Origin of the sequence: Scandinavium lactucae (assembly GCF_033843265.1) — a bacterium.
Classification (GTDB): domain Bacteria; phylum Pseudomonadota; class Gammaproteobacteria; order Enterobacterales; family Enterobacteriaceae; genus Scandinavium; species Scandinavium lactucae.
Genome location: NZ_JAWXRD010000037.1, coordinates 61,370 through 79,623, shown reverse-complemented (window position 1 = coordinate 79,623; position 18,254 = coordinate 61,370). Strand labels below are relative to the sequence as shown.

Annotated in this window: 20 protein-coding genes; 11 read left to right on the top strand and 9 right to left on the bottom strand. The window is 57.0% G+C overall.

Going from position 1 to position 18,254, the window contains the following annotated elements; all coding sequences use genetic code 11:
* Positions 1 to 3 precede the first annotated feature (3 nt).
* The 5 genes from hypB to flhA are packed head-to-tail and all read left to right on the top strand — an operon-like array spanning position 4 to position 5,369.
* On the top strand, positions 4 to 873 hold the full coding sequence (gene hypB, locus SIK69_RS16405) for a hydrogenase nickel incorporation protein HypB (RefSeq protein ID WP_319786563.1): 870 nt from the start codon (positions 4 to 6) through the stop codon (positions 871 to 873).
* Complete coding sequence (locus SIK69_RS16400; protein ID WP_319629484.1) at positions 864 to 1,136, top strand: HypC/HybG/HupF family hydrogenase formation chaperone; 273 nt, start codon at positions 864 to 866, stop codon at positions 1,134 to 1,136. Before hypB ends, SIK69_RS16400 begins: the two co-directional genes overlap by 10 nt.
* Entirely contained in the window at positions 1,136 to 2,257 is a 1,122-nt protein-coding gene (gene hypD / locus SIK69_RS16395) for a hydrogenase formation protein HypD (protein ID WP_319629485.1), read from the top strand. Before SIK69_RS16400 ends, hypD begins: the two co-directional genes overlap by 1 nt.
* Entirely contained in the window at positions 2,254 to 3,264 is a 1,011-nt protein-coding gene (gene hypE, locus SIK69_RS16390; protein ID WP_319786562.1) for a hydrogenase expression/formation protein HypE, read from the top strand. The genes hypD and hypE overlap by 4 nt, the downstream gene beginning before the upstream one ends.
* 38 nt (positions 3,265 to 3,302) lie before the next feature.
* A complete protein-coding gene (gene flhA, locus SIK69_RS16385) occupies positions 3,303 to 5,369 on the top strand; it encodes a formate hydrogenlyase transcriptional activator FlhA (protein WP_319629487.1) in 2,067 nt (688 codons plus the stop codon).
* A gap of 6 nt (positions 5,370 to 5,375) precedes the next feature.
* Here flhA and SIK69_RS16380 read toward each other — a convergent pair whose 3' ends face one another.
* Positions 5,376 to 5,720, bottom strand: coding sequence for a nitrous oxide-stimulated promoter family protein (locus tag SIK69_RS16380; RefSeq protein ID WP_319629488.1), 345 nt, complete (start codon positions 5,718 to 5,720; stop codon positions 5,376 to 5,378).
* Between the two features lie 204 nt (positions 5,721 to 5,924).
* Here SIK69_RS16380 and SIK69_RS16375 point away from each other — a divergent pair, with 204 nt between their 5' ends.
* From SIK69_RS16375 to mutS, 3 genes are all read left to right on the top strand, one after another.
* Positions 5,925 to 6,446, top strand: a complete 522-nt coding sequence (locus SIK69_RS16375) for a C40 family peptidase (protein ID WP_319786561.1) — start codon at positions 5,925 to 5,927, stop codon at positions 6,444 to 6,446.
* Positions 6,447 to 6,647: 201 nt separating this feature from the next.
* Positions 6,648 to 6,902, top strand: a complete 255-nt coding sequence (locus SIK69_RS16370) for a SymE family type I addiction module toxin (protein WP_319629490.1) — start codon at positions 6,648 to 6,650, stop codon at positions 6,900 to 6,902.
* A gap of 159 nt (positions 6,903 to 7,061) precedes the next feature.
* Positions 7,062 to 9,623, top strand: coding sequence for a DNA mismatch repair protein MutS (mutS, locus tag SIK69_RS16365; protein WP_319786560.1), 2,562 nt, complete (start codon positions 7,062 to 7,064; stop codon positions 9,621 to 9,623).
* Positions 9,624 to 9,668: 45 nt separating this feature from the next.
* Here the strand turns inward: mutS and SIK69_RS16360 are convergent, their stop codons facing one another.
* Positions 9,669 to 10,559, bottom strand: a complete 891-nt coding sequence (locus SIK69_RS16360) for a LysR family transcriptional regulator (protein WP_319786559.1) — start codon at positions 10,557 to 10,559, stop codon at positions 9,669 to 9,671.
* 107 nt (positions 10,560 to 10,666) lie between these two features.
* On the opposite strand from SIK69_RS16360, the gene SIK69_RS16355 reads away from it, so the two are divergent.
* Entirely contained in the window at positions 10,667 to 11,875 is a 1,209-nt protein-coding gene (locus SIK69_RS16355; RefSeq protein WP_319786558.1) for an MFS transporter, read from the top strand.
* Positions 11,872 to 12,249: a DUF4440 domain-containing protein gene (locus SIK69_RS16350; RefSeq protein WP_319629494.1), complete on the top strand. Its 378-nt coding sequence runs from the start codon at positions 11,872 to 11,874 to the stop codon at positions 12,247 to 12,249. Before SIK69_RS16355 ends, SIK69_RS16350 begins: the two co-directional genes overlap by 4 nt.
* Before the next feature lie 76 nt (positions 12,250 to 12,325).
* Here the strand turns inward: SIK69_RS16350 and rpoS are convergent, their stop codons facing one another.
* Both rpoS and nlpD read right to left on the bottom strand, forming a co-directional pair.
* A complete protein-coding gene (gene rpoS, locus SIK69_RS16345) occupies positions 12,326 to 13,318 on the bottom strand; it encodes an RNA polymerase sigma factor RpoS (RefSeq protein WP_319629495.1) in 993 nt (330 codons plus the stop codon).
* 58 nt (positions 13,319 to 13,376) lie between these two features.
* Positions 13,377 to 14,468: a murein hydrolase activator NlpD gene (nlpD, locus tag SIK69_RS16340; RefSeq protein ID WP_319629548.1), complete on the bottom strand. Its 1,092-nt coding sequence runs from the start codon at positions 14,466 to 14,468 to the stop codon at positions 13,377 to 13,379.
* On the opposite strand from nlpD, the gene SIK69_RS16335 reads away from it, so the two are divergent.
* Positions 14,410 to 14,541 (top strand): peptidase, encoded by a 132-nt coding sequence (locus SIK69_RS16335; RefSeq protein WP_319629549.1) that lies wholly within the window; start codon positions 14,410 to 14,412, stop codon positions 14,539 to 14,541. The genes nlpD and SIK69_RS16335 overlap by 59 nt on opposite strands.
* A gap of 104 nt (positions 14,542 to 14,645) precedes the next feature.
* Here the strand turns inward: SIK69_RS16335 and pcm are convergent, their stop codons facing one another.
* Genes pcm through ispD form a run of 5 tightly spaced genes read right to left on the bottom strand, consistent with a single transcriptional unit; the run spans position 14,646 to position 18,243 of the window.
* Positions 14,646 to 15,272 (bottom strand): protein-L-isoaspartate O-methyltransferase, encoded by a 627-nt coding sequence (gene pcm, locus SIK69_RS16330; RefSeq protein ID WP_319629496.1) that lies wholly within the window; start codon positions 15,270 to 15,272, stop codon positions 14,646 to 14,648.
* Entirely contained in the window at positions 15,266 to 16,027 is a 762-nt protein-coding gene (gene surE / locus SIK69_RS16325; RefSeq protein WP_319629497.1) for a 5'/3'-nucleotidase SurE, read from the bottom strand. The genes pcm and surE overlap by 7 nt, the downstream gene beginning before the upstream one ends.
* Complete coding sequence (gene truD / locus SIK69_RS16320) at positions 16,008 to 17,057, bottom strand: tRNA pseudouridine(13) synthase TruD (RefSeq protein WP_319786557.1); 1,050 nt, start codon at positions 17,055 to 17,057, stop codon at positions 16,008 to 16,010. The genes surE and truD overlap by 20 nt, the downstream gene beginning before the upstream one ends.
* Complete coding sequence (gene ispF / locus SIK69_RS16315) at positions 17,054 to 17,533, bottom strand: 2-C-methyl-D-erythritol 2,4-cyclodiphosphate synthase (RefSeq protein ID WP_097164071.1); 480 nt, start codon at positions 17,531 to 17,533, stop codon at positions 17,054 to 17,056. The genes truD and ispF overlap by 4 nt, the downstream gene beginning before the upstream one ends.
* Positions 17,533 to 18,243 carry a 2-C-methyl-D-erythritol 4-phosphate cytidylyltransferase gene (ispD, locus tag SIK69_RS16310; protein WP_319786556.1) on the bottom strand — a complete coding sequence of 237 codons (711 nt, stop codon included), beginning with the start codon at positions 18,241 to 18,243 and terminating at the stop codon, positions 17,533 to 17,535. Before ispD ends, ispF begins: the two co-directional genes overlap by 1 nt.
* Positions 18,244 to 18,254 lie beyond the last annotated feature (11 nt).

The window sequence follows — 18,254 nt, the reverse complement described above, 5'->3', positions numbered from 1 at the left end:
GGTATGTGTACAACCTGCGGCTGCGCGGATGGCAATCGCTACATCGAAGGTGATGAGCACAATCCGCACTCGGCCTTTCGCGGAGCGCCGTTTGCGCCCGCTTCCCGCCCGGCGCTTTCCATCACCGGGATTACATCCGACTTCAGCCCACAAAAGTCGGCCCAAGGCGATTTGCACTACGGTCACGGTGAGGCCGGAACGCACGCGCCGGGTATCAGTCAGCGCAAAATGCTGGAAGTCGAAATCGACGTGCTGGACAAAAACAATCAGCTGGCAGCCCGCAACCGGGCACGGTTTGCCGCTCGAGAGTTGCTGGTACTGAACCTGGTTTCTAGCCCCGGATCCGGGAAAACCACGCTGTTGACCGAAACGCTGACGCGCCTCAAAGGCCGCGTGCCCTGTGCAGTGATTGAAGGCGATCAGCAAACGGTGAACGATGCGGCGCGCATTCGCGCCACCGGCACACCCGCGATTCAGGTCAATACCGGCAAAGGCTGCCATCTCGATGCGCAGATGATTGCCGACGCCGCACCGCGCATGCCGCTGGAGGACAACGGGATTCTGTTTATCGAGAACGTTGGCAACCTAGTATGCCCGGCCAGTTTCGACCTCGGCGAGCGGCACAAAGTCGCGGTGCTGTCGGTCACCGAAGGGGAAGACAAACCGCTGAAATATCCGCAGATGTTTGCCGCCGCCTCGCTGCTGCTGCTCAACAAAATTGACCTGCTGCCGTACCTGCAATTCGATGTCGAGCGCTGCCTGGCGTACGCCCGCCAGGTGAATCCCACGATTGAGGCAATCCTGATTTCCGCCACCAGCGGCGAAGGAATGGATCAGTGGCTGAGCTGGCTGGAGACGCAACGATGTGCATAGGCGTTCCCGGGCAGATTTGTGCCATCAGCGGTCAGCAGGCCAAGGTCGACGTGTGCGGTATCCAACGCGATGTCGACCTGACGCTGGTCGGCGTTACCGATGAACAGGGCCAATCACGCATCGGCCAGTGGGTGCTGGTTCACGTCGGGTTCGCAATGAGCGTGATTGATGAAGCCGAAGCCCGCGACACGCTGGCGGCGCTGCAAAACATGTTCGACGTTGAACCCGATGTCGGGGCGTTGATGTGGGGCGAGGATCGTTAATGCGCTTTGTCGATGAATACCGCGCCCCCGAGCAGGTGATGCAGCTTATTGGTCATCTGAAAAACCGTGCGTCATTGCTGCCTTACTCTGTCGAGCGCCCACTGCGGATCATGGAAGTGTGCGGCGGCCACACGCACGCCATTTTCCGTTTTGGCCTCGACCAACTCCTGCCCGACAACATCGAGTTTATTCACGGCCCGGGTTGCCCAGTCTGCGTGTTGCCGATGGGCCGGATCGACACCTGTATAGATATCGCCAGCCATCCCGACGTGATTTTCTGCACCTTTGGCGATGCGATGCGCGTCCCGGGCAAAAATGGCTCGTTAATGCAGGCCAAAGCGCGTGGGGCTGATATTCGTATCATTTATTCGCCGATGGATGCCCTGCGGCTGGCGGCGGAGAATCCGCAGCGCAAGGTGGTGTTTTTCGGCCTCGGGTTTGAAACCACCATGCCCGCCACCGCCATCACGCTGCAACAGGCGAAAGCGCAAAATCTCAGTAACTTTTTCTTTTTTTGCCAGCACATTACGCTGATCCCTACCCTACGCAGCCTTCTCGAACAGCCGGATAACAGCATCGACGCGTTCCTTGCCCCCGGCCATGTCAGCATGGTGATAGGCACCGCCCGCTACGACTTTATCGCCGCTGATTTTCAGCGCCCGCTGGTGGTTGCCGGTTTTGAGCCGCTGGATTTATTGCAGGGCGTCAGCATGCTGGTTGAACAGAAAATCGCAGACGTCAGCCGCGTCGAAAATCAGTATCGCCGCGTGGTGCCCGATGCAGGCAACGCGCTGGCCCAACAAGCAATCGCCGATGTCTTTACCGTCAACGGCGACAGCGAATGGCGTGGCCTGGGTGTGATTGCCGAATCCGGGGTGAAACTCGCCGCCGACTATCAGCGTTTCGATGCCGAAGCGCATTTCCAGCCGTCACACCGCGAGGTGTGTGACGATCCCCGCGCTCGCTGTGGCGAAGTGCTCACCGGGCGCTGTAAACCTCATCAGTGCCCGCTGTTTGGCAACACCTGCAACCCGCAAAGCGCGTTCGGCGCGCTGATGGTCTCCTCCGAAGGGGCCTGCGCGGCGTGGTATCAGTATCGCAGTCAGGAAGGTGAAAAATGAAAACCGTGCAAATAGCCCACGGCAGCGGCGGCCAGGCGATGCAGCAGCTGATCAACGATTTGTTTATGCGCGCGTTTGATAACCCGTGGCTGGCCGAGCAGGAAGATCAGGCGCGGATCGCCCTCGCCTCACTTACCGCCAGCGGCGACCGGCTGGCCTTTTCCACCGACAGCTACGTTATTGACCCGTTATTCTTCCCCGGCGGGGATATCGGCAAGCTGGCGGTGTGCGGTACCGCGAACGACGTCGCCGTCAGCGGGGCTATTCCTCGTTATCTGTCGTGCGGATTTATCCTCGAAGAGGGGCTGGAGATGGCGACCCTGGAACAGGTCGTCACCAGCATGGCGGCAACGGCCAAAGCGGCCGATATCGCTATTGTCACCGGCGACACCAAAGTGGTACCACGCGGCGCGGCGGATAAGCTGTTTATTAACACCGCCGGGCTGGGTGCGATCCCCGCCGGGATCCACTGGGGAGCACAGCAGTTACAGCCGGGTGATGTCCTGCTGGTCAGCGGTACGTTGGGTGACCACGGGGCGGCAATCCTTAATCTGCGCGAACAGCTTGGGCTGGACGGCTGCCTGCGCAGCGACTGCGCGGTATTAACGCCGATAATCCAGACGCTGCGCGATATTCCGGGCGTCAAAGCGCTGCGCGATGCCACCCGTGGCGGAGTGAACGCCGTGGCGCATGAGTTCGCCGCCGCTAGCGGCTGCGGGGTGATGCTGTACGAAGCGAAGATGCCTGTTAACAGCGCGGTGCGTGGCGTGTGTGAACTGCTGGGGCTGGACGCGCTGAACTTTGCCAACGAAGGCAAACTGGTGATTGGCGTTGCGCCCGCAGCCGCAGAGCGCGTGCTCGCCCAGCTTCAGGCCCACCCTTTAGGACGCGATGCCGCCATCATCGGCGAAATCAGCGAACGCCGGGGCGTACATCTGACGGGTCTGTACGGGGTTCGACGAACCCTGGATTTACCTCATGCTGAACCGCTGCCGCGGATCTGTTAACGCTTTTTCGCGCCAGCGGCGCACGGTGGATGAACCCTATGTCAACGACTGCGATGAGCGACCTCGGCCAGCAAGGATTGCTCGATATCACCCGATCTTTACTGCAACAAGCTGACCTGAACGGCGTGGCCGAAACCCTGACGCAGCGGGTCAAACAGGCAGGGCTCGCTGAACGCGCGGCTGTCCTGCTATGGCAACCTGGCAATCAGCGGGTGAGTTATTTCACAAGCCCGGCAGTCGACCCTTGTCGCAGCGGCGAGGAAACGCTGCTGGCGCAGGGCCCTCTCCATCGCCTGCTGTCGCGACCCGACACGCTGCAGTGCGACTATTCAGAATTTTGCGCCAGCTGGTCGGCGCTGTCGCAAAGTCCTTTTTATGGCCCTTTTGGTCGCTATGCCATACTGCCTCTGGCGCAGGAAGGCCGTATTTTTGGCGGCTGTGAATTTATTCGCGCCAATCAGACACCGTGGAGCGAAAAAGAGCTCCAGCGTCTGCAAACGCTGGCCCAGCTGGTGGCTATCGTCGCCGAGCAGTTGCAGACCCGCCTCAGCCGCAGCGCAGATCGCCAGCAGCTGCGCCTTGAGCGCGATAATTTCCGCATCCTGGTCGATGTCACCAATGCCGTGCTGTCACGCCTGGATATTGACGAGCTGGTCAGTGAGGTCGCGAAATCGCTGCATCACCATTTCCACATTGATGCCATCAGCGTAGTGCTGCGCAGCCCGCAGCCGGGAAAACTCGACGTGTACACCAGTCATTATCTGGATGGCGATACGCCGCTGCATGATGTAGCCGAAGTGGAAGAATCCGGCTCGCTTAGCGAACAGGTGTTTAAACACCACCAGATGATGCTGCTGACGCTGGCCGATATGAACCAGCTGGCACAGGGCGACCGCCAGCTGTTTTCCCTGTGGGGCAACGAGTTGCAAAGCATTTGCCTGCTGCCGCTAATGTCCGGCGAGACCATGCTGGGCGTGCTGAAACTGGCTCAGCGTAACGAGCAGGTGTTCAATGCCAGCAATTTACGGCTGCTGCGACAAATTGCCGGACGGGTGTCGATTGCGGTGGATAATGCGCTGGCGTATCAGGAAATACAGCGCTTAAAAGAACGGCTGGCGGATGAAAACAAGGTGCTGACCGAGCAGCTGAACACTCTGGATAACGAGTTCGGCGACATTATTGGGCGCAGCGATGCGATGCTTGAGGTGCTTCGCCAGGTGGAAATGGTCGCCCAAAGCGATAGCACGGTGCTGATCCTCGGTGAAACCGGCACCGGCAAGGAACTAATCGCCCGCGCCATTCATCAGCTCAGCCAGCGCAGAGAAAAGCGGATGATCAAAATGAACTGCGCCGCCATGCCCGCCGGACTGCTGGAAAGTGACCTGTTCGGCCATTCGCGCGGGGCATTTACCGGGGCCAGCGCGCCGCGCACCGGGCGTTTTGAACTGGCGGACAAAAGTTCGTTGTTTCTGGATGAAGTCGGCGATATGCCGCTCGAACTGCAACCCAAACTACTGCGCGTGTTGCAGGAGCAGGAATTTGAACGTCTCGGCAGCAACACGCTTATCCGCACCGACGTACGCCTGATTGCCGCCACCAACCGCGATTTACGTCAGATGGTAGAAGACCGGCAGTTTCGCAGCGATCTGTACTATCGCCTGAACGTCTTCCCTATCCAGCTGCCACCGCTTCGCGAACGCCCGGACGACATTCCTCTGCTGGCGAAGGCCTTTACCAGCAAGATTGCCCGTCGCCTTGGCCGCCAGATTGACAGCATCCCGACCCAGGCCCTGCGCACCCTGTGCGACATGCCATGGCCGGGCAACGTGCGTGAACTGGAGAACGTGATTGAACGCGCGGTGTTACTCACGCCGGGCAACGTACTACAGCTTTCCTTGCCGGAATGGAGCTATTCTCCCGCCTCACTCCCGGCAGAACCGCTGCTCGAAGGGGAAGATGAGGCGCAGCAAATCATCCGCATTCTTAAGGAGACCAACGGCGTGGTCGCCGGGCCAAAAGGTGCCGCACAGAGGCTGGGGCTGAAACGCACCACTCTGCTATCGAGAATGAAACGGCTGGGAATTGATAAGGATACGCTGGCGTAATGGAGGCTATTTCTTTGGTCGGTATTTTTCCGGTAATTCAGGCACCGGACGCCGGTCGTCAATTAAATGCAGGACCGTCAGGACCGGATGACGCCAGAGCATACGCGGCCCTGCCCAGCGCATAATCAACTTCATCTCTTCTCTTTTGGCGGGCTGATAGCAATGCACCGGGCACTGTTTACACGCCGGTTTTTGTTCGCCAAACACACATTTATCCAGCCTTTTTTCAGCGTAGGCATTCAGCGCCTGATAATGCCCCGGTGATGAAATGGCCTGCGGGCACTGCTGTTCATAGAGCGCGATCATCCGAGCGATGGTGCGTTTTTCTCTGCGGATACGGCTGCCCATCATCTTTCGTCCTCAATCATAAGTTGCATCAATAATACCCTTTAGAAATCAGGGATTCCAGCCATCCCATCGGTCTCGGTCCAAAATGAGACCGAACAAGGCATGGACAAAAAATGAGCACTGTATATTATTTGCACACCTTCCGGGAGGAGTCCGGTTACTTATTCGTAAGGATTTTTTCGCTCTTTATTAAAGAATTTTTCATATATGTATTTATCTAAATTATTCCCCGCGATGGTCCTGTGTGCCACCACCGTCATTGCAGGTCACGCCTGTGCTTTTAATTTACCGTCAAGTTTTAGCTCGCTAGAGAATCATAGCCTGACCACTAAAGTCTCCGAACCGCAGCCAGACAATATAAAATCAAAAATTCTGACTGAGTATTCTCAATGGAAAGGAACACGTTATCACTGGGGCGGTAGCTCACATCGTGGTATCGACTGCTCAGCACTGATGCAGGCCATTATGCACGGCTCTATGAACATGAACCTGCCGCGCACGACCGGTCAGCAAATTCATAATGGGTATCATATTTCTCAGGATGAACTGAAACCCGGCGACCTGGTGTTCTTCAAAACCTCAAAATCGACCCGCCATGTCGGTGTTTATGTCGGAAATAATGAATTTATCCACGCGTCGAAAATCAAAGGGGTCACCGTTTCAAGCCTTGCTAATAATTACTGGCAGGCACACTACGAAACTGCCCGGCGTATTACCGATAACGCCTAAAGAGAACCCCGGTGATGTCAGCACATCACCGGGGTTTTTTATTGATTTTCCGAGCAGCTATCCAGTAATTGATGAAACAACCCAGCTGTTACATTTTCTTCTGAAAGCATTGCGCAATCCTGATTTTTAATACAGAGAATTCGCTGTTATTCCCCCCACTCCTTTTTATACTTCTCCCGTGCCCCCCAGGAGTGACGGAAAATGAGCCTACACATCAAGGCAGTAGCAGACATCGCAAAAAGCGCACGAAGGATCAAGGTCAGCTATGTCAGGAAGCGCCATGAGGATCCGAAAACCGGACGCACGCGCCATTACAGCCGCCATCCAAGCCTTATCCTCAGCGGTAACTGGCTTGAAGAAGCGGGTTTCCCCACCGGCACCAGCGTCAATATTGCCGTGAAGCACGGCCAACTCATTCTTCAGCCGCAGGCTGAAGACGCTGACGCCAGCGACTGAAGCCGGATGGTGTGTCATTTTTTGTTGAAGTTTCAGGCCAGAAGCTGGCGCAGTTTTTGCTGCGAGAACGCCGTCGTTCATGCGACAATGTCTGAAATGAACGCGCATGAAAAGCGCCTGAATACACTTGTTTTTCAACGAAATGGACATCATAACTCCATGACCACACTTGAGAATTTCGACGCTCATACCCCAATGATGCAGCAGTATCTGAAGCTGAAAGCCCAGCATCCGGACATTCTGCTGTTTTACCGTATGGGTGACTTTTACGAGCTGTTTTATGACGACGCCAAACGCGCGTCGCAACTGCTCGATATTTCGTTGACCAAACGCGGCGCATCAGCGGGTGAACCTATCCCGATGGCAGGCGTACCGCATCATGCGGTCGAAAACTATCTCGCCAAGCTGGTTAATCTGGGCGAATCGGCAGCTATTTGCGAGCAGGTCGGCGACCCGGCCACCAGCAAAGGGCCGGTCGAGCGTAAGGTCGTGCGCATTGTTACCCCAGGCACCATCAGCGATGAAGCGCTGTTGCAGGAGCGTCAGGATAACCTGCTGGCGGCCATCTGGCAGGACAGCAAAGGTTACGGCTTCGCCACTCTGGATATCAGCTCCGGACGTTTTCGCCTGAGTGAACCGGCGGATCGGGAAACCATGGCCGCCGAGCTGCAACGTACCAATCCGGCTGAGTTGCTGTACGCCGAAGATTTTGCTGAAACGGCGCTGATTGAAGGCCGTCGCGGCCTGCGTCGTCGTCCGCTGTGGGAGTTCGAAATTGATACCGCGCGCCAGCAGCTGAATCTTCAGTTCGGCACTCGCGACCTGGTCGGTTTTGGCGTTGAAAATGCGCCACGTGGCCTGTGTGCTGCCGGCTGCCTGTTGCAGTACGTGAAAGACACGCAGCGCACCTCCCTGCCGCATATTCGTTCCATCACTATGGAACGCCAGCAGGACAGCATCATCATGGATGCGGCGACCCGCCGTAATCTGGAAATTACGCAAAACCTGGCAGGCGGTGTCGAAAACACCCTGGCCGCAGTGCTGGATCGCACCGTTACGCCGATGGGCAGCCGTATGCTTAAGCGCTGGCTGCACATGCCGGTACGCGATACCAAAATCCTGACCGAACGCCAGCAAACGATCGGCGCATTGCAGGACCGCTGCGATGAACTCCAGCCGGTACTGCGTCAGGTCGGCGATCTGGAACGTATCCTCGCCCGCCTGGCATTGCGTACCGCGCGTCCCCGTGATCTGGCCCGAATGCGCCATGCTTTCCAGCAGTTACCTGAGCTACGGGAACAGCTGGTCAGCGTCGACAGCGCGCCGGTGCAGAAGCTGCGCGAAACCATGGGCGAATTTACCGAGCTTCGAGAACTGCTCGAACGCGCCGTTGTTGAAGCGCCACCGGTTCTGGTGCGCGACGGTGGGGTAATTGCGCCGGGTTATAATGCAGAACTCGATGAGTGGCGGGCGTTAGCCGATGGCGCAACGGACTATCTCGATCGTCTCGAGATCCGTGAGCGTGAACGCCTGGGGCTGGATACGCTGAAAGTTGGCTACAACGCCGTGCACGGCTACTACATCCAGATCAGCCGTGGTCAGAGCCATATGGCACCGATCCACTACGTTCGCCGCCAGACCCTGAAAAACGCCGAGCGTTATATCATCCCGGAACTGAAAGAGTACGAAGACAAGGTTCTGACGTCGAAAGGTAAAGCGCTGGCGCTGGAAAAGCAGCTGTATGATGAGTTGTTCGACATGCTGATGCCGCACCTGGCCGACCTGCAACAAAGCGCTGCCGCCTTGGCTGAACTGGATGTGCTGGTAAACCTGGCGGAACGTGCGTATACGCTGAACTACAGCTGCCCAACCTTCAGCGATAAGCCTGGAATTCGAATTACGGAAGGCCGCCATCCGGTGGTTGAGCAGGTGCTGAATGAGCCGTTTATCGCCAACCCCCTGAATCTGACGCCACAGCGTCGGATGCTGATCATCACCGGGCCGAACATGGGCGGTAAAAGTACCTATATGCGCCAGACCGCGCTGATTGCTCTCCTGGCTTATATCGGGAGCTACGTTCCGGCGCACAAAGTTGAGATTGGGCCTATCGACCGAATCTTCACTCGCGTCGGCGCGGCGGATGATTTGGCCAGCGGCCGCTCAACCTTTATGGTCGAGATGACAGAAACCGCCAACATCCTGCACAACGCCACTGAGCAAAGCCTGGTGTTGATGGATGAAATTGGTCGTGGCACTTCAACCTACGATGGGCTGTCGTTGGCATGGGCCTGTGCCGAAAGCCTGGCGAACCGCATCAAAGCCCTGACGCTGTTTGCCACCCACTATTTCGAGCTAACCCAGTTACCGGAAAAAATGGAAGGCGTGGCCAACGTCCATCTCGATGCCCTGGAGCATGGGGACACCATCGCCTTTATGCACAGCGTGCAGGACGGCGCAGCCAGCAAAAGTTATGGCCTGGCGGTGGCCGCCCTCGCGGGTGTGCCGAAAGACGTTATCAAGCGCGCACGTCAGAAACTGCGCGAGCTGGAAAGTCTGTCGCCGAGCGCGGGAGCCACGCAGGTGGATGGCACGCAGATGTCGCTGCTGTCGGCTCCGGAAGACACCTCTCCGGCCGTTGAAGCACTGGAAAATCTTGACCCGGATTCCCTGAGCCCACGTCAGGCGCTGGAGTGGATTTATCGTCTGAAAAGCCTGGTGTAATTCCTCGCAGGAACAACAGCCGAAAGCGTGATGCTTTCGGCTTTTTTATTCCCCCACGCGTTGGCGCAGAAAATCAATAAAGGCGCGCACTTTCGCCGAGACATGGCGGGCATCCGGGTAGACCGCGTAAATTCCCTGCTGCTGAAAACGATACTCCGGCAACACCTGCACCAGCCGTTTCTCTGCCAGCTCAGTTTCCACCAGCCATTCCGGTAACAGTGCTATGCCACATCCGGCGAGCGCAAACGCCAGCAATGCCTGGGCACTGTCAGCAGACAGTCGGGCACTCTTTTTTATTTCCAGCGACACATTTTCGCCCTGGGCATCCGTCAGCTGCCATGAAAGTGCATTCTGCAAACGCTCATGAATAATCCACTCAGCCTGCGCAAGCTCTTTCAGAGAACCAACCGGGTGCTTCGCCAGCCACGCCGGGGCCGCAACGGGCACTATCGCAAATCGGGAAATCAATGCCGCGTGATATCGCGAATCTGCCAGCGCGCCCAGGCGGATGGCGACATCAAAACGCTCTGAAATTAAATCTGCATGGTAGGACGACGCCACATGACGCACCCGCAGAGCCGGATGCAACTGGCTGAACTGCGCCAGCAGCGGAATAACCACCCGCGCGCCATATTCCGGGGTGCTGGTAAGGCGCAACTCCCCACTTAATCCCAGATGGCTGCCCCGGACATCGTCCTGTAAATTTTCCGCCGCTTTCAGCAGCTCAACGCCGCGCTGATAAAAGACGTTACCCGCTTCCGTGAGCGTCAGACGTCGGGTTGAGCGCAACAGGAGGGTAACGCCAAGCTCGTTTTCCAGCTGGCGAACATTGAAGCTGACCACCGCTTTGGTCAGCCCCAACGCGGCGGCTGCGGCGGTAAAACTCCCGGTATCGACCACCGCAGCAAACAGCGTGACGCGTTGTAAATTGAGCATAAAAACCCGCAGGACTGTCAAAATTATTTTGACAGTATATCGCCGTTTGCGCCGTTTATCCGCCTGTTGGAGGAAGATACAGTAGCGCTCCTTCTGGAGGATAACGAATGACGTATCGCAACAAAGTAGCCACTGTGTACCTGCTGGGCTTTTTTCTCGACCTCATCAACATGTTTATTGCCAGCGTCGCTTTCCCGGCGATGGCATTAACCTTACACACCTCGGCATCGGCGCTGGCATGGGTCAGCAATGGCTACATCGTCGGGTTGACGCTGGTTATCCCGTTCAGCGCCAGGCTGACCCGGGCGCTCGGCGCTCGGCGGTTATTCATTGTGTCACTGGTCATTTTCGCTTTTGCCGCAACGGCGGCAGGTTTTTCGCAGTCGCTAGCCGGATTGATAGCCTGGCGAGTGGTTCAGGGCCTGGGAGGAGGTCTGTTGATTCCTGTCGGCCAGGCGCTGACCTGGCAGCAGTTTAAGCCTCATGAGCGGGCCAAAATTTCTGCCGCCGTGATGCTCGTGGCGCTGCTGGCCCCGGCATTTTCCCCGGCGGTGGGTGGGATGCTGGTGCAGTCGCTCAGCTGGCGATGGATTTTCTTCGCGACGCTGCCCGTGGCCCTGGTGACGCTCGTGCTCGCCTGGCTGTGGCTGAAAGACGAACCGGCTCCGGCGCAATCAGGCCGTTTTCTGCATCTCTCGTTACTGCGCGATCCGTTGTTACGCTTTGCGATGGGGGTCTATCTTTGTGTGCCGGGCATGTTTATCGGGGTCAGCATCATCGGTATGTTTTATTTGCAGACCGTCGCCCACATGACCCCTGCTACAGCAGGCGGGTTAATGCTGCCGTGGTCGATAGCCTCGTTTTTGGCTATCTCCTTTACCGGGAAATACTTCAACCGCCTCGGACCGCGATCGCTGATTATGGTCGGCGGCGTGCTGCAGGCGATGGGGATATTCTGTCTGACTGTCGTGACACCCGCTACGCCACACGCAGTGCTGGTCGCTATTTTTGCCCTGATGGGGGCGGGCGGCAGCCTGTGCAGTAGTACCGCGCAAAGCAGTGCCTTTCTGAATATCACCCGGCACGATATGCCGGATGCCAGCGCGCTGTGGAATATCAATCGGCAGATGAGTTTCTTGCTCGGCGCGACCCTGCTGGCCGGGCTATTAAGCGCGTTACAGGCAGCCCTTCCGTCAGCGGACGCCTGGCGATGGACTTTTATTGTTGCCGCCGCCATTACCCTGCTGCCATTAGTCAGTGCGCTACGGATCGATAATCAAACCGTTATTTTTAACCTGCAAAAGGAAAAACCATGACTCGCTGGACGATTGAAATCATTGACGCCCATATTGCTATCGAAAACTGGCTGGGCCGCGGCGAGGGTAATATTGATGCCCTGCTCGCCCGTTTTAGCCCCGACTTTACGATGGTCACGCCCGGCGGGAGCAGCCTCGATCATGCCGCGCTGTGTCAGTTCTTTCGCGCTCAGGGCGGGTCGCGTAGCGGATTGCAGATTACGGTAGACAATATTGCGCTGCTGGCTGAGTGGCCAGGCGGTGCCGCGCTGCGCTATAGCGAAAAACAAATCCTGCCTCAGCAACCGGCCTCATTGCGTTGGTCGACGGTGATATTTCAACAGGCGGAAGGCAAGATTCTGTGGCGTCACCTGCACGAAACCGCGCAGATGTAGTTGTCTGAGGAGACAAAAGAAAAAGGCCTGTCGCAATGACAGGCCTTTCTGGTTGGAAACTCTTTACTCGCGGATATTATTCGCGGAACAGCGCTTCGATATTCAGTCCTTGGCCCTGCAGGATTTCACGCAGGCGACGCAGACCTTCAACCTGAATCTGACGAACGCGTTCACGAGTCAGGCCAATTTCGCGGCCAACATCTTCCAGCGTTGCAGCTTCATACCCCAGTAAACCGAAACGACGTGCCAGCACTTCACGCTGTTTGGCGTTCAGTTCGAACAGCCATTTGACGATGCTTTGCTTCATGTCATCGTCCTGCGTGGTGTCTTCCGGGCCGTTGTCTTTTTCATCGGCCAGGATGTCCAGCAGCGCTTTTTCAGAATCGCCACCCAGCGGGGTGTCGACCGAGGTAATGCGCTCGTTGAGACGAAGCATACGGCTTACGTCATCAACCGGTTTGTCCAGCTGCTCAGCAATCTCTTCTGCACTCGGCTCGTGATCCAGCTTGTGGGATAACTCACGTGCGGTACGCAGATAAACGTTGAGCTCTTTGACAATGTGGATTGGCAGGCGAATCGTACGGGTTTGGTTCATAATTGCCCGTTCGATGGTCTGACGAATCCACCAGGTAGCATACGTCGAGAAACGGAATCCGCGTTCCGGGTCGAATTTCTCGACCGCGCGAATCAGCCCCAGATTGCCCTCTTCAATCAGGTCCAGCAAAGCCAGACCTCGATTGCTGTAGCGACGAGCAATTTTCACCACCAGACGCAGGTTACTTTCAATCATCCGGCGGCGGGAAGCAACGTCACCACGCAACGCACGTCGTGCGAAATAAACTTCTTCTTCGGCCGTTAGCAGTGGGGAGTAACCAATCTCCCCAAGGTAAAGCTGAGTCGCATCCAGCACACGCTGTGTGGCGCCCTGAGATAACAGTTCTTCCTCAGCAAGATCGTTATCACTGGGTTCCTCTTCTACTAAGGTTTTCTCGTCGAAAACCTCTGCTCCATTCTCATCAAATTCCGCGTCTTCATTTAGATCATGAACTTTCAGCGTATTCTGACTCATAAGGTGGCTCCTACCCGTGATCCCTGGACGAAACACACCTCACGGTTGTTTCGCCAAATTATCGCTGCGGCAAATACTGCAGCGGGTTGACGGATTTCCCCTTGTAACGAATTTCAAAATGCAAGCGTGTTGAACTGGTTCCGGTGCTACCCATGGTAGCTATCTTCTGCCCCGCCTTCACTTCTTGTTGTTCCCGGACCAGCATCGTATCGTTATGGGCGTAGGCGCTCAGGTAATCATCGTTGTGTTTGATGATAATAAGATTACCGTAACCGCGCAGTGCGTTACCGGCATAGACGACGCGCCCATCAGCGGTCGCGACGATAGCCTGTCCTTTACTGCCTGCAATATCGATACCTTTGTTGCCGCCGTCGCCGCCACTAAAGTTTTCGATGATTTTGCCGTCAGTCGGCCAGCGCCAGGAAGAGATCGGCGAACTGGTAGACGTACTGCTTGCAGTCGGTTGGGTTGTGCTGACAGCTGGAGCCGTAACAGGCGCTGTGACCGTAGTCGCAGGCTGATTGTTAGGCAACATTTTGTTAGCACTTTGTTCACCTGAATCCTCAGAATACGTAATTGTTGGTTGCGACGCAACCACTGCGGAGGAATTTTGTGCAGGTTTTGAGACTAATCCGGTCGAGGCGGTGCTGGCCTGTTCGCTAGCCTGTGCTACGGCGTTATTTCCGGTGATCGGCTGGCCTGAAGCGTTGCCCACTTGCAGCACCTGCCCTACGTTCAGCGCATAAGGCGCGGCTACGTTGTTGCGCTGCGCCAGGTCGCGGAAATCATTGCCGGTAACCCAGGCAATATAGAACAGGGTATCGCCGCGCTTCACGGTATAGGTGCTGCCACCCGCGTAGCTGCCTTTCGGAATGTCACCGTATTTACGGTTATAAACCGCATGGCCATTCACTATCTGAACGGATGTTTCGGCAGCGGTTGGCTGTGCGGTCGCAACCGGCTGCGCGGACTGGATCTGCGGCTGAGCCGGCGCGGTTTGAACCGGCTGAGGCTGTGGCGCGGTGCCCATAGTTGATGGCGGCGTAATCAACATTCCGGAGTCGGTGCTGGACGAAGAGCCGCCCACAGAACTGACCGGAGCAGGCGCATTGTTGGACGAGGTGCATCCTGCCAGCCAAAGTGAAACCAGTGATAAAGCCGCAATGCGACCAACGGTGAATTTTGGGCTTCCCGTGCTCATTTATCCCCCAGGAATGTGTTAACTGTCAGTGTCGTATAAACCGTGAAAAGTGACGGTAATCACACAAAAAAAGTGCGCTCACCCTACGCCAAAATGCGTGTCAAAAGAAACAAGAAAACTCCTGTATTACGCCAGCTCGCCTTTCACTAAAGGCACAAAGCGAACCGTTTCCACGGTGTCGATGATAAATTCGTCTCCGCGTCGAACAACACGTTTAAGAACCTGATGTTCCTCTCCGACAGGTAGAACGAGAATACCGCCCTCATCCAATTGCGACATCAATGCGGCTGGAATTTCCAGCGGTGCCGCGGTGACAATAATGGCATCAAATGGCGCTCTGGCGTGCCATCCCTGCCATCCATCACCGTGGCGAGTTGAAACGTTATGTAAATCGAGCTGCTTGAGGCGACGCCGGGCGTGCCATTGCAGGCTCTTAATCCGCTCAACGGAACACACATGGTGGACCAGATGCGCCAGAATCGCCGTCTGGTAGCCCGAGCCCGTGCCGATTTCCAGTACCCGGGATTCCGGTGTCAATTCAAGCAGTTCGGTCATCCGCGCCACCATATAAGGCTGCGAGATGGTTTGCCCCTGACCGATTGGCAGCGCGACGTTTTCCCACGCTTTGTGTTCAAAGGCTTCATCAATAAATTTTTCGCGTGGCACATGGGCAATGGCGTCGAGCACGCGCTCGTCCATAATCCCCTGATTACGTAACTGATTGAGAAGACTTTGTACGCGTTTGCTTACCATTGCACATCAACTCCCACACGATCCAGCCAGCCGGAGACCACCTCCTGGGCGCTGTGAGCGGTCAAATCAACGTGCAAAGGCGTGACGGAAACGTAGCCTTCATCGACGGCGGCAAAATCAGTATCCGGCCCCGCATCGCATTTTTCGCCCGGCGGCCCTATCCAGTAGAGCGTGTTGCCGCGCGGATCCTGCTGCGGGATCACTTTATCCGCCGGATGGCGGCTGCCACAGCGGGTCACGCGAATGCCTTTGATTTCTGACAGCGGCAGGTCCGGGACGTTGATATTAAGAATACGCCCGGTGCGCAGTGGTTCACGCGCTAATGCACGCAGGATGGAACAGGTCACCGCCGCCGCCGTGTCGTAATGGGTATAACCGTTCAGCGAAACGGCCAGCGCCGGGAAACCGAGATGTCGGCCTTCCATCGCTGCCGCCACCGTACCGGAATAGATAACGTCATCGCCCAGATTGGGCCCGGCGTTGATCCCGGAGACCACGACATCCGGACGCGGACGCATCAGGGTATTGACCCCAAGAAACACGCAGTCCGTTGGGGTGCCCATCTGCACGGCGATATCACCGTTGTCAAAAGTGAAGGTACGAAGAGAGGATTCCAGGGTCAGCGAATTAGACGCCCCACTGCGGTTACGATCGGGTGCAACAACCTGGACCTCGGCGAACTCGCGCAAGGCCTTCGCCAGGGTCTGGATCCCCGGCGCATGGATCCCATCATCGTTACTCAGCAATATTCGCATAATCACCTGTTGTGTTGATAAGTTCCCTTACCACACTGGTGGCAAAACTACCTGCCGGCAGCCAGAAACGCACCTCAACGGTTACGTCATCCCACCAGTTCCAGCTCAGCTGTTGCGGGTAGAGCAGCATGGCTCGCCGCGCTGCATCGACTTTTTCGCGCAGCAATAACGACTGCAACAGCGATTCTTCCGCCAGCGTGTGTTGCTCAAATTCCAGTGCCGCACGCTGCGTTCCCCACTCGCCGCTACCGGGCAGCGAGGCGGTAATCATCAGCTCGCGATTATCAACCCGGGACTGAAGTTCGGGCATTTCTTCATCCGTTGCCACAAACCAGCTCCCGCGTCCCGCTAATTGTAGCGCATCGCCGTCAACAACTTGATTAAAGTCCGGTTTTTTTAAACGCTCGCTGACCAACTGATTAAACAACGCGCTGCGGGCCGCCGACAACCAAAAACTGCGTTTATTACGATCGCGTACCGGCGCATCGCTCTGTGCCCAGCGCAGCGCCCCCTGCAAGTTGCTGCCGCCGAGGCCAAATCGCTGTGCGCCGAAATAGTTCGGCACGCCCTGGTCGACAATCGCGTGTAAGCGCGCTTCCACGTCCTCGCGGTTGCTGACTTCGCGCAGCACCAGGGTAAACGCGTTACCTTTCAATGCCCCGAGGCGCAGCTTGCGCTTGTGGCGGGCATATTCCAGCACCTGGCAGCCCTCAAGCTCAAAGTTGCTTAAATCCGGCATCTCTTTGCCCGGCAGACGGACGCACAGCCACTGTTCAGTAACCGCATGTTTGTCTTTCTGCCCGGCAAAGCTCACTTCACGGGCATGGACTTTAAGGAATTTCGCCAGCGCATCAGCCACAAAACGGGTATTACAGCCATTTTTGAGGACGCGCACCAGCAGATGTTCGCCCTCACCGTCCGGCGCAAAACCTAAATCTTCGACCACCAGAAAGTCTTCCGGGTTGGCCTTCAGCAGCCCCTGCCCCTGCGGTTTACCGTGCAGGTACGTCAGCTCATCAAAACCAATCATGGGCGCGCCTTGTGCAGCAGGGCCACCGCTTCGCAGGCGATGCCTTCCCCGCGTCCGGTAAAGCCAAGCTTCTCAGTGGTGGTCGCCTTCACGTTGACATCGTCCATGTGGCAACCTAAATCTTCGGCGATAAACACGCGCATCTGTGGGATATGCGGCAGCATTTTAGGTGCCTGGGCGATGATGGTGACGTCAACGTTACCGAGTGTGTAGCCTTTGGCCTGGATTCGACGCCAGGCTTCACGCAGCAGTTCGCGGCTGTCCGCGCCCTTGAACGCCGGGTCGGTATCCGGAAACAGCTTGCCGATATCGCCCAACGCCGCCGCGCCGAGCAGCGCATCGGTCAGCGCATGCAGCGCCACGTCGCCATCGGAATGGGCCAGCAGGCCTTTTTCGTATGGCACGCGCACGCCGCCAATGATAATCGGGCCCTCGCCACCGAAGGCGTGTACGTCAAAACCGTGTCCAATTCGCATTATGCCTGCTCCTGAAGTCCGCAACGGGAAAGGTAAAATTCTGCTAGCGCCAGGTCTTCCGGGCGGGTCACTTTAATATTATCAGCCCGGCCTGGGACCAGCTGGGGGTGGAAGCCACAATATTCCAGCGCCGAGGCCTCATCGGTGATCGTCGCGCCTTCGTTGAGCGCGCGCGTGAGGCAGTCAAAAAGGAGTTCTCGGGGGAAAAACTGCGGGGTTAACGCGTGCCAAAGGTCGATTCGGTCGACGGTATGGGCGATCGCCTCTTTACCGGGCTCGGCACGTTTCATGGTATCGCGTACCGGGGCGGCGAGGATCCCGCCGACGCGGCTGGTGTCGCTCAGCGCCAGTAAGTTCGCCAAATCCTCCTGATGCAGGCACGGACGCGCGGCATCGTGGACCAGCACCCATGGCGCATCACCCGCAGCCCGCAACCCGGCCAGGACAGAATCGGCGCGTTCGGCACCCCCTTCAACGACGGTGACCTGCGGATGATTGGCGAGCGGGAGCTGCTGAAAACGCATGTCACCGTCGCTGATGGCGATAATGACGCGATCAACACGCGGGTGCGCCAGCAGAGCGGCGACCGCGTGTTCGAGAATCGTTTTGTTACCGATTGAGAGATATTGCTTCGGGCATTCCGTTTGCATACGGCGGCCAAAACCGGCTGCCGGCACCACGGCACAAACGCCCGGAAAAGTGGTTGCCATGCGGTTATCCT